This window comes from Bacillus sp. FSL R5-0593 (genome assembly GCF_038603755.1).
GTDB classification, from domain to species: Bacteria; Bacillota; Bacilli; order Bacillales; family Bacillaceae; genus Bacillus; species Bacillus velezensis.
Genome location: NZ_CP152011.1, coordinates 1,835,544 through 1,848,975, shown reverse-complemented (window position 1 = coordinate 1,848,975; position 13,432 = coordinate 1,835,544). Strand labels below are relative to the sequence as shown.

The 13,432-nt window shown below is 50.2% G+C and carries 1 protein-coding gene; it reads right to left on the bottom strand.

Annotated features, from left to right (window positions below; translation table 11 throughout):
• Positions 1-7: 7 nt before the first annotated feature.
• Entirely contained in the window at positions 8-13,432 is a 13,425-nt protein-coding gene (locus NYE36_RS09125; protein WP_269845069.1) for a type I polyketide synthase, read from the bottom strand.

Sequence of the window (13,432 nt, the reverse complement as noted above, 5' to 3'; positions counted from 1 at the left end):
TCCTCTCTCATTTAAATGCTTTCCAGAACATTTTTTTCGCAGGAAGCTCTTGTTTCTCCGCCGGTGCGTCAGGCTCTTTTACCAGAGCCTTACGTCTTAATGACGGTACCGGCAGCGGCTTTCTTTTCATTCGGGTGTCTTTTTCTTCCCAAGCTTCCAGAATGACGTGGGCGTTCGTTCCGCCGTCGGCAAAGCAGTTGATGGCTGCTGACGGTCTGGATGCATCCCATTCGCCGGCTGTTTTATGAAAATGAAAATCTGTCTTTGTTATATCAAAATGCGGCATCGGTTCATCTCCTGAGAGGAACGGAACCGTTTGTTTATGCTTCAGCATTAATACGACTTTAATGAAGCTTGCGATGCCTTCTGCGCAAAGCGGATGCCCGATGTTCGGCTTAATTGACCCGATGCCGAGCGGAACATGCTGGCCAGAGCGGTATACGGATTGAATCGCCTTCAGCTCAAGCAAATCAGTTACAGCGGAACCCGATCCGTTTGCTTCGATATAACTGATGTCTTCCGGCTTTTTGCCGCTTTTGAAAAGCGCGCTTTGCATGACGTCTTTTTGCGCCTGCATATTAGGAGCTGACGGGCCTGCCGTTCTGCCGTCATTGTTCATGGCGGCAGCCTTAATGACCGCGTGTATCGTGTCGCCGTCTTTTTGCGCCTGGCTTACTGTTTTTAACAGCACCATGCCGACGCCTTCACCGAGGACAACTCCGCCTGAACGCTTGTCAAATACGTGAAATGCCGGCTTTTCGTTTAACAGCCCGCGCTCTTGGAACATCCGGTGCGCCGCATCCGTGTTCAGCAGGCTGACGCCGCCAACTACCGCCGCTTTGATATCGCCGCTTCTCAGTGCCTGAACGGCCATGTTCATTCCTGTCAAAGCCGATGAACAAGCCGTATCAAGCACGATGCTCGGCCCGCGCAGATCAAAAAATTGCGAAACGTTTGCCGCTAAATAATTCTGCCCGCCCGCAACGATCGGGTTGCGGGTATTCGCAAGAATTTCAGGATCAGGCTGATGCTGGCTTCGGCCTCCGATATACACACCGGCCTCTATACCCTTGATTTCTTCACGGGAATAGCCGGCATGGCACCAAAGTTTCAAGCTCTCTTCCAACACCGCCAATGCCTGAGGGTCCATCGCTTTCGCGTCGTTTTCCGGAATGAAAAAGAATTCGGAATCAAAGTGATCCATATTGTCAATCAATCCCGCAACGTATTGATTTGCATATCCGAAACGTTCCGCCGGGACGGAGCCGATTGCGGACCTGCCGCTTCTCAGCAAGTCCCAATATTGTTCTAACGATTCCGCTCCCGGAAAACGGCAGCTCATTCCGACGACGGCAATGTCTTCAGTTACGGCATCACGCTTTTGTTCAGTATGAACCGTTTGTACGGCAGCCGGAACCAAGATTTCTGTATCCGGTTCCTCCCTTTCTGCAAGCAGCGGCTGTCCATTGGATACAAGCCATTCGGCAAACGCGTCAATCGTCGGATGTTCATATAAAACAGACGGATCTAAGTCCTCTTTGAGCGCTTGATTCATTTGCTGTAAAAGCTGCGCTAAAATGATCGAATCAACCCCGTAATCCTGAAACGGTTCGTCTGTTTCCAGTTCTTCCGGAGCGATTTTCAGCTCATCGGAAAACAGTTTCACAAGCCACGTCTTCGTATCAAGAAGCAGTTCTCTGTCTGAATGTTTTTCAGCGGCTTTGCCGTTTATTACGGCTTCAGTCTCTTTTTGTTTTTTCTCTTGACAGAGCAGCCTGTCAGGATGCCATTCGCTCCGATCAATGATAGCCGGCAGAACGGACGGGCGGATGTTTTCAGATAAAATGCGGTCCAGCAAGTCAAGTCCTTCCGCGTTGGACAGTCCCAGCAGCCCGGTCTGCTTCAAGCTTTCTGTGCGGACTTCACCCAATCCGGTTTCCTTCCAGTTCGGCCATTGAATGCTGACTAACGGATATTGATGCTGATGAGCCGCCGCGAAATAATCCATGTACGCATTTGCCATCGCATAATCCGACTGTCCCGCCGCGAGCGCCGGAACGACTGCAGATACTGAAGAAAATAAGACAAAAAATTGCAAAGGATCATTTGTGAAAAGGCTGCTTAATGTTTGAAGCCCTGCGACTTTCGGTTCCAGCACTTCTTGTATATCGTCAGCAGTCTTTCTGATAAACGCCGGATTTACTGAATTAACAGATCCCGCACAATGAATGACGCCGCCGATCGGTCCCATCGTGCGCCGGATCGTTTCAATTTCCGCTGCCGCCGCATCATGATCAGACAATTTCAGACTGATCACCGCCACTTGCACTCCTTTTGCTTCAAGCTCTTCAATCGCCCGTATCTTCTCTTTCAGCCTCGTATTAACGGCTGACCGTTTATGACGGGGAGGAATCGGCTCCCTGCCTGTCAGCACTACTTTTTTCACGCCGTGTTTTTCTGTGAAATGGCGGGCGCATAAGAGACCCAGTCCCCTCGTGCCTCCGGTAATGAAAAGCACATGGTCTTCAGGAAACGGTGCGGGCTTATGTTCTGCTCGCTTCCCGCTTGGAATCTCCCTGAATAAAGCACGGTATCTCTGTCCGTTTCGGCGGCAGATTTCCGGTTCTGTGCTGTCCGCCGAAAATTCATCTGCAATCTGTTTGGCAAGCGTCTGCTGATCCGTATCTGTATCGGCATCCATGTGTCTGGACGTCACGTTTTGATACTCATTTTGAAGCATTCTGTACAGGCCGCTTTTTGCCGCTCCTGCAAGTTGAATCGTTTTCTGCTGAAATGGCTCCAAGCCTTTTGTTACATATAGCAGCGTCAGCGGCCGCGCTTGCCGGCGGCTTGTATCAATCAGAGTCTGGAGCCGGCTGATCCCTTCCAGTGAAGGGTCTTCGTCTCCGCATCCCGTCAGATCGATTGCGCCATCTATGTGATTCCAATCGCTAGCTGCAGTGTCAGCCGAATCGACCGGGAGAATGAATGAGTCAGTGAAATGCTTTGCAGTCTCTTCGGCTAGCTCCGCTGTTCTTGCATCAGCCAGAATCATGACAGTCTTGCCGCTTTTCTCACCGGCCGAATCGATCTCACAAGGAACCCATTGCTTTTCTAAAAGCACAGCCTCGCGCCGGTCTTCTGTTTCCTGCGGTACAGCTTTCGGCTCAGGCAGCCAGTACGGCTCCTTCGCAAACGGATAAGCCGGCAGACTGATTCTGCGGGGTTTTTCGCCTTGATAGAGTCTGTCCCAGTCCATCTGAAGCCCTTTGGCCCACAATTCCGCTATTTTGGCGTATTTTTTCTTATCGAACCATGACCTCACAAGCTGCTTCAGGTCATCGTCCGTTTCAAATGCTTTGATTTCTTTTTTAGCCGTTTTGATATGGGCTTCATATATCCCTTCACCCGTATTTCCGTTTACAAAATCGGTTAAACGGCTGATCAGTTCTTCTCTCGAACCGGCTGTAACCGCAAGACGGTAATCCATCGCATCACGCCCGGTTTGAAGCGTGTACGCCATATCTGAAAGATTGATATTCTGATTGGCTTTTGCAAATTCGATCACAGACTCGGCATAGGTTTTTACCTGGGGCGCTTTTTTCGCCGACAGCACAAAAATGTTTGTCTCATCAGGCTTACGGCTTCCCCGGTCTTTCGGCTGATACTCTTCGATAACGAGATGAGCGTTTGTGCCGCTGTAGCCGAATGAGCTGACACAGGCCCGCCGCGGTGCTCCGCCTGTTTCCCAAGGTTTGAGTTCGGTATTGACAAATAAAGGCGAGTCATCGAAATCAAAATGTTCATTCGGCGTGCTGAAATGAAGGGTCGGCACAAGCTGCTGATGCTTCATCGACAGCAGAACCTTCTGGACGCTTGCTACACCTGCCGCCGCCGACGTGTGCCCAATATTCGATTTAACCGAACCGATGGCGCAAAATTGTTTGCGATCCGTTTTTTCCTTAAATACAGAAGACAGGGCTTCTAATTCAATCGGATCCCCCTGCTTTGTGCCGGTGCCGTGCATTTCCGCATAGGTGATGCTCTCAGGGTGGATGTTGTGCGCTTCATACACTTGGCGCTCTAAATCCATTTGGCTTTTCGCGCTTGGTGCGGTAATGCCGTTGGTTTTTCCGTCCTGGTTAATTCCAGATCCGATAATGACTCCGTAAATATGGTCTTGATCGGCTTCCGCATCTTTCAGCCTCTTCAAAACGAGCGCCCCCGCGCCTTCGCCAGGCACAAATCCGTTCGCACTGTTATCAAATGCTTTACATTGGCCGTCAGGAGACAGCATTCCTGCTTCACACATGCTGATGTATGATTCAGGCGTTAAATACAAGGTCACACCGCCGACAAGCGCCATGTCAATTTCATGATTCAACAGCGCCTGACGCGCCAAATGAGTCCCGACGAGAGATGAAGAGCATGCCGTATCGATCGGAATGGCCGGCCCTTTCAAATTGAGATAATAAGGCAGGCGGGCCGCCGCGATGCTGAAACTGTTGCCCGTCGCGCTTCCTCCTGTCTGATGTTTGTTTAACATCATGCCGTATTCATTGTTCATAATCCCCAAATAAACGCCGCAATTTTTCCCGTTTAATTCTTTTGAGCTGTAACCCGCATCTTCAAAGGCTTTAAAACCTTCCTGTAAAAATATCCGGTGCTGCGGGTCCATAAGTTCCGCTTCAGACGGAGATATATTAAAGAACAGCGGATCAAACTCTTCAATGCCGTCAAGCATACCGATTGATCTGCAGTATACTTTGCCCTTCTTGTTTAAGGCCGGATCATAGTATTTGTTTACATCCCAGCGGGAAAGCGGGATGTCGCGAATGGCGTTTTTCGCACGGGCTAAGTTGTCCCAATATGTCTTTAGGTCCGGCGCATCCGGGTACTTGCCCGACATGCCGACGATGGCTATCGCGTCCGCTATCTCGTCTTCAGGCTCCCGTTTGGCCTGCACCGGTTCAGGTTCCTTTTGAACCGTTAATCTCTCCGGCTCGGCAGGTGTTTTCTCCTGCGGGGCATGTTGCGTAAGCGGCTTTGTACGTACGGGAACCGCCTGTTTTTTTCTTCCGCGGACAGACGGCTGCGTACGCAGAAAATCGGCAAATTGACGGATTGTCGGATAATCATACACTTTCGTTACGTTACAGTCCGTGCCGTACCGTTTATTGACGGCCTTTATCCATTCAAGACCGGTAATCGAATCCATACCCAAGTCAATAAAGGCCTCATCAATATCTACTTCATGCCGCTCCATGTACAATACATCAGCCAGTGCTTTTGATAACTCGTCATGCACCGCTTCAATCGGTTCTTCCGGTTCGGCGGAAGCTGCCGTTTCAGACATCGCCTCCAGAATATCCGCTTCTGCTTGTGTCACATGCTGCTTATGAGCGTTTAAAGGCTGCAGCATGATGTTTGATGGTTTTTTCACGGCCTCTGTTTTCTGCGGTTCGGTTGCTTCCTCAAGGATCGGTTCTGTCCCGAGCTCTTTTTGCAAGAAAGCCGCAAACTGGCGGATTGTCGGATAATCATATACTTTCGTCACCGTAAGGGACGTGCCGTATGCTTTATTAACAGACTTTATCCATTCAAGACCGGTAATTGAATCCATGCCGATATCAATAAATGTGTCGTCTGCGTCGATATCGTCGGCATCCATATATAAAACGTCTGCCAAACTTTCGTTCAATACGGCACTTACTTTTTCAGCGGAAACCGCCGGACGGGAAGCGGGCTGTACGGTTCTTTTCGGTTTCGCGCCGCTCAAAGTCTGCAGTGTAATGTTTGACGGTTTTTCTTTGACAGTCTCCTCGTGAAGAGTTGTTACTTCAATGACCGGTTCCGGGGCGGCCGCCGGTGCGATCGGCGCAGACTGTGTTTCGGCCGGTCTTTTGACAGCTGCATCAGCTGATGTGTCGATCCAATAACGGTCTTTTGCAAACGGGTAGGCCGGAAGACTGATTTTTTGCGGTCTGCCCATTTGATACAGCTTATCCCAATTCAGCGGAAGGCCCTTCACCCAAAGCTCTAATACCTTTGCGGCTTTGCCTTTTTCAAGCCACGCCTCAATGGTTTTTTCCATGTCCTCATCAGCCGTAAACAGCGCCATCGTGTCTTTATTCTGTTTGACTTGTCCGCGGTAGAGCTGGTCAATTGACTCCTTGCCGCCCGTAAATTCGTCAAGCTTCTCTTCAAGCTCGCGCAAATTGCTGACAATCATTCCGAGACGCTCTTCCATCGGTTCACGTCCGACTTGAAGCGTATATGCGATCCGGCTCAGATCCGCTTCCCGGTAACGCCCGCTCCGCAGTGCATCAAGAAGACGTTTCGCCCGTTTTTGAAGCCGTTGCTCATTTTTCGCGGAAAGGACGATCATCGACGGATGAGGTGCGGCAAAAGCCGTCTCCTTATCCTCATCAGCGGAATATTCTTCGATGACGATATGAGCGTTGACGCCGCCGGCTCCGAATGAGGAAAGCCCCGCGGTTCTCGGCAATTCTTTATTTACTCCGTTTTCATTTATGACCGGTCTTTTCCACTCTTCAAGCGTCTGCTGCACTTTAAACGGCGTAGCGAGAAAATCAATATTCGGGTTAAGCGTCCGGGAATGCAGTGACGGTGCGAGCTGCTTATGTTTCATTTGCAGGAGCACCTTCGTCAGACCCGCGATGCCCGCGGCGCTTTCACAGTGGCCGATATTGGATTTCGCTGAGCCGATGGCACAAAACTGTTTATCTTGTGTTTGTTCTGAAAAGGCTTTTGTCAGACCCGTGATTTCAATCGGATCGCCGAGTGAAGTTCCGGTGCCGTGGGCTTCGATGTAGCTGACCGCCCTCGGATCGGTTCCCGCGTCTTTTAACGCCTGTTTGATCACCGCGGCTTGGGCGTTCGGATTCGGTACGGAATACCCGTTTGTTTTTCCATCATGGTTCACGGCCGTTCCTTTGATCAGGCCGTAAATATGATCACCGTCCGCTTTCGCTTTAGAAAGCGGCTTAAGGAGTACGGCTCCCACTCCTTCACCGGGCACATAACCGTCTCCGCCTTCTCCGAAACTTTCACATCTGCCTTTGCTTGATAAAAATCTGTTCTGGCCGAGCATCAAATATTTATTCGGATGAACGGATACATTGACGCCCCCGGCAAATGCTGCCTCGCATTCCCCGTTCCGCAAGCTTTGGCATGCCAGATGAATGGCTGTTAAAGAAGAAGAGCACATCGTATCCAGAGCCATGCTCGGGCCGTTAAAACCGAATACATAGGAAGCCCTGTTCGCGATTGATGACGGATTTCCGGTCAGCGCTAGCGATTTTCCGCGCGCCTGTTCTTCGGCTCCGTAAAGCTGATATTCCTCGTACATGACGCCGACGTAAACACCGACATTAGCGCCAAGCAAATCACCCGATTTGTCCGTGAGCTTTTTGCGCGTGTAACCGGCATCTTCCATCGTTTCGTAGACACATTGCAGGAATAACCGCTCCTGCGGGTCCATCAATTTTGCATCCCGGGGCGAAATAGAGAAGAATTGCGGATCAAATTTGTCCACGTCTTTCAAAAATCCTCCCCATTTTCCGTACGTCTTGCCTTCTTTATCTTTATCAGCGTCGTAATAAAGACTGTGATCCCAGCGATCGTTTGGAATTTCGGTTATGCAGTCAGTGCCTTCACTTAAGTTCTTCCAAAATTCATGAAGATTTTCGGCCTGCGGATATCGTCCTGATATACCGATAATCGCGATATCTTCACGCTCTGTCAGCTGCTGATTTTTCCGCGTGTCTGGACGGACTTGCGCAAAGCTTTTTTTGCCTTCATTCCGTTTGAAAACGGGCTTTACTTTCGCTTTCTCAGACAGCGCAGGTTTGGCTGCAGGGGTTTCTTCTGTTTTCATCCCGGTCACTTCCAGCAGCGTGTCCCGGTGTGCTTTCATAAAATACTGCGCCAGCGATTCGATATTCTGATATTCGAAAAACAAAGTTTTTGACAATGAGCCGAAGCTCTTTTCCAGCCGGCCCGTCAAATGCATAATCATAATCGAATCAATTCCGTAATCTTCCATAGGCGCCTTGGCGTCAATTTTGCCGACAGGAAGTTTGGTCACTTCCGAAAGCACTTGTTTCAAAAAATGCCCCGTTTTTTCTGCAAGCATGTTCTCTCCGCCTGCTGTAAGACCTGCCGGTTCTTCTGTTTCGCTGCCCTTATCCGGCTGATCATCCGCTGATTTTTTCAGAAACGCCCGGATTTTTGCGGCGTAGCCTTCCGTCACCATGACTTGGGATGTGTTTGCCGCCCACCCGCGGTACAAAGCCTGAATGCCGTTTTCTGTTTGCATAGGGACCATGCCGCTTTCTTTTGTCAGCATGGCTTCCGTTTCAGCATCAACCGTCATGCCGCCGTCTTTCCAAAGCGGCCAGCAGATTGAAAGGGTGTGTCCATAGCGTTCATTTCGGGCTTTTTTACGGTTTCTTTTTTCACTGAAGGCGTTCATAAACGCATTGGCCATCGCATAATCAGCCTGGCCCGCGCTTCCGGCGCTTCCGGCTCCGGAAGAGAAAAGAATCAGAAAATCAAGCTCAATGTCCTTTGCCGCTTCATCAAGATGAACCAGCCCGGAGACTTTCGGCGCCAGTACATCACGGATTTCATCTTTGTGTTTTTTGAGAATATAGTTGTCTTTTATCGTTCCGGCGCTGTGTATGATACCGTTTAATCCGCCGTACTGCCGACAGATGTCCGCTATGAGCGATTGAACTTCTTGTTTTTCCGTCATGTCCGTTTGTTTGTACACAGCTTGCGCGCCGAGATCGGACAGTTCTTGAAGCTGGGCTTTTTTACGGTTATCCAACAGAGAACGCCCCGTTAAAATAAGAACGGCGTCTTTTGCATGCCGGGCGATTTCTTTGGCGAATAAAAATCCGAGTCCGCCCGCACCGCCTGTGATCAGATAAACACCTTTATCCTTCCACGGCTTTTCGGCGCCGAACTGTTCAAGCCCTGTTTCCTGCCATTGTGCCGTATAGCGCCTGCCGTTTTCATAGCGAATATGCTTGTCATCAGGATGAGCGCTGCATTCTTTTACATATCGGGACAGAATTTCTGCCTTGACGTCCGGCTCCAATTCAATCAGCTGGCCGGTCAGGTTCGGGTTTTCAAGCGCCGCTGTTTTCAAAAGCCCCGTTAAGCCGCAAAGGAGCTGCGTATCCGCTTCTTGAGGCACGACAATCTGTATGAGCTCGCGCCCGCCGGAATTTGAAGAAAGGATTTTCTTCACTTCTTCGAACGCCTGAAGCGCACAAGCTTCAAACCGTTCGTCTTCACTCTTATGCTGATCACGGAGCACATGACAGCTGAAGTCCGTCTGTATGCTGTTCATTTGATCCGTAAACCTGTCAGATATCATCACGTGACGGGCTTTGAAATGGATCGGCGCTTTTTCATGTACAGCGGCCTCCTCTTCCCATACGTGTTCAAAAAATAGTGTATCTGATTTATCCGTTTCAATTTCCCGTGCGGAATAACCAGTCATTTTCACACATATATTGCCTTGTTCGTCACATACATCAATATCCAGCTTCTGCACGGCATCTTCAGGCTTACTTTCGCCGCTGTACGCAATGGAAACCCACATATCGCTTTTACAGCTTTTCAACACATCAATCTGTTCGAGAGCAAACGGCAGCATCGGCCGTATGTCAGTCCCGTCTCTGTCAAGCATTAACCCGATTGTCGCGTGGAAGGCCGCATCCAAAAGGCTCGGATGGAGGACAAACTGATCTTTTGTATGAGAAATAGATGACGGGAGTGAGAGCTTCGCGAGCACTTTGCTGTCTTTTGCATAGATTTCCGTGACCGCTTTGTGAGCATCCCCGTATTCAATCCCCATCTGTTTGTATGCCTGATAGCAAACGTCAGGTGTGATCAGACGGCGTGACTCTCTTAATTTTTCAATCTCGATTTTGGCCGGTTCGCCCGCTCGGACAAACGCTGCGCTTCCTTGCGCATAGAGTACGGGTTCTTGTTCCGAGGAAGCCGATTCACTGTAAACCGTAAATCCCATCTCTCCATTTTCTTCGTCATAAAGGCGGAGATACAGTTCTGAGGACTCATCCGCCGTTGTAAACGGACGTATCCATACGACATGTTTCAGACGGACTGTTCCTTCTTCCTTCGTTTCTGCCGCGTGTTCAACGGCCGCCCGGACCATTTCCAGATAAGCCGCGCCCGGTAACGTCCGCTCGTTTTTGACGATGTGATCTTTCAGGAAAAATTCTCCGCCGCTAAACGAGGACCGAAAACGGACGCCTGACATGTTTGATACATTTTCATGCAGGAGCGGATGCAGCATGCCTGCATTTTTTTGCGGCAGCGATTCTCTTTTCTCCGCCTTCGGCACCCAATACCGGATTTTTTCAAACGGATATGTCGGCAGGCTGATCCGATTCGGTTTGTTTTCACCGTACAAGAGATTCCAATCCATCGTTCCTCCGCCGGCCCACTTTTCGGCAATCATCTCCAGAGTTCCGGAAGAAAGCCATTTATGTATCAAGTCCGGAGCAAGCTCTGCCTGTTTGCTTTTATCGGCTCGGTTCCGCCAGCACCCGCTGACCGTTTTACCCGCCAGAAAGCCTTCCAGCCGCTCTTTGAGCTGTGTCATATTCTGAGCGGTGAACGCAACCCGCTCCTCCATCTGTTCACGGCCGATCTGAAGTGTATACGCCGCATCCTCAAGCGGCAGGCCGGGATGAATAAATGCAGACAGCTTCGCAACATACTCTTTTAGCCGTTCTTCATTCCGGGCTGAAACCGGGAAAATGAATGTCTGTTCTTCTGCCGGTTCATACGCTGTTCCGTGTGATTCTTCAGGGATAAATTCCTCCAGAATGAGATGCACGTTTGAACCTGTCGCCCCGAAAGAACTGATCCCAGCACGCCGGGGATATACGGTTTCGTTTCCGTTTTCCTTTACTGAAGGCTGCTGCCACTCTTCGGTATGATGCTGGACGTAAAACGGTGATTGTTCAAAATCTAAATACGGATTCAGCTCCTCGGAATGAAGAGACGGCACCAAAGTTTTATGGTGAAGCTGCAGGGCAACCTTGCTTAAGCCGCTGATGCCCGCCGCCGATTCCGCATGGCCGATATTGGACTTCACTGATCCGATCGAACAGAACTGTTTGTCCTGTGTGTACTGGCGGAACGCCTTGACAAGGCCTTGAACCTCAATCGGATCGCCGAGAGAAGTTCCCGTCCCGTGCGCCTCAATATAACTGACCGTGCGCGGATCGATGCCCGCTTTGCCCAGGCATTCTTCAATCAAATCGGCCTGCGCGACAGGACTCGGCACGGAAATTCCGCTCACTGTCCCCACGTGATTGACGGCACTGCCCTTTATCACCGCATAAATCCGGTCTCCGTCTTTTACCGCCTCTCGCAGCGGTTTTAATAAAACGGCACCGATTCCTTCAGCCGGTACATAGCCGTCTCCGTCTTTCCCGAATGTATGACAAACCCCGTCTGTTGAAAACATGTCCCATAAACCGTATGTCAGATATTTATTCGGATGCAGCGACAAATTGACCCCTCCGGCAACCGCCGATTCACATTCCCCGCGCCGAATGCTTTCCGCAGCAAGGTGAACCGCAGTCAGCGAAGATGAACAGACCGTATCGACCGCCATGCTCGGCCCGTGAAAATTGCAAAAATATGAAACTCTGTTTGCGATTTGCGCATAATTAAGAGAAAGCGGGAATACATGATCTTCAGAAGAAGCTTCAGCCCCGACCAACGTATAATCCTTATGCATCACCCCTGCGAAGACGCCGACGCGCTGTCTCTTATTCCGTCCGCGCGCCTCTGCGAGCGACTTCGGCGTATATCCGGCATCCTCAATCGTTTCCCAGCATGTTTGTAAAAACAGCCGTTCCTGAGGGTCCATTGTTTCAGCTTCCCGCGGCGTAATCCGGAAAAATTGGGGATCAAAGCAATCCGGATCATCAATAAATCCGCCCCATTTTGAAATGCTCTTTCCGGAAGGCGACTTTACATTTTCAAACCGGCGCCAGTCCCAGCGAGACTCCGGGATTTCGGTGACACAGTTTTTTCCTTCTTTCAGGTTTTCCCAGAATTCATGAATATTTTCGGCCTGCGGATAGCGGCCGGCCATGCCGATAATCGCGATATCTTCATCTTGCGGAACACTGCTTTTCCGTCTTCTCTCTGTTTGCGTCTCAACCGGCTTCTCCATTTTTGCCGGAGACGCGCTGAAATGGCTCCCGTACTGCTCAGTCAGGAAAGCTGCCAGCTCTGCTGCCGTCGTATATTCAAACAGCAAAGTCGGAGAAAGGGTTTCGCCGATTTTTTCGCTGATCGTTTCGACGACGTCAAGCAGTCCGGACGATGTCAGCCCCATTTCATAGTAGCCGACTTGAGAATCAATCTGTTCAAGCGGCTTGCCGATTTTTTCCGCCATCAAATTCATGACATACCGCTCTGCTTCCTCATGCGGGTGTCCGCCTTCAAGCGATGCCGCAACTTCCGGTAAACCGGCTTTTTCAGGAGACTTCTCAGCAGTCTTTCGTTCTGTATTGATCAGCTCGGCATCCCGCACGAGCTTGCTTGTGAAATCTTTCAGCTCGGCTACTTTCCGGCCGGATGCGTTAAAAAACTCCAGTGTAATGTAAATGAGCTCCTTTTCCTGCCGAAGCGACGAACGTTTGATTCTCGTGATGCAGCCGCTCTGCAAAGGTTCGGAAGCTGTAAAAGATTCGTAGAAAAGAGGCAGAAACAGCCTCTTTTCCCCATTTAACAGCGATGAGATCAATAGGTTTGCGCCGACGCCGCTTCCGTCAAGGAGAGTCGGATGGAACAAAAACCCCCCGGCCTGTCCCATCGCGTCTTTTCCGAGCGATACATCAAAGATGACGCCGTCCCGCTCCTCAAACACTTCTCCTTCTGCTTTCATATATCCGCTGTGAACCAATTCCTGGCTTCTGCATTGTGCATACAGCTCATTTAAATCGATGGTGCGTTCCGCCTCGCGTTTGACAGAGTCAAGATCAAGCGTGTCACTGAAAATTGCGGGTGCCGTCTCGTGCATTTCCGCTTTGACGTAAATACGTTCTTCCGGCTGTACTCGTCCGCCGCTGACCTCAGCCCCTTTTGCGGTAAGTTTCCAGCGCCCTTCTTTTACCTTTGTACATTCAACCGTAAGCTTGACGGCGCTGTCTTCTTTCGCAATAAGCGGCTGATATATGGATAAATGGCGCAGCTGAAGCCCGTCGTATGAATAGCCGCGCTCTTTGAAAATCTGATAAAACATATCAATATAAGCCAATCCCGGAAGGACTTTTTGTCCGTAAACGTCATGATGTACAATAAACGGATTTTTCAGCGATAAAGTGATTTGCTTATTGAAGTTCTTCAC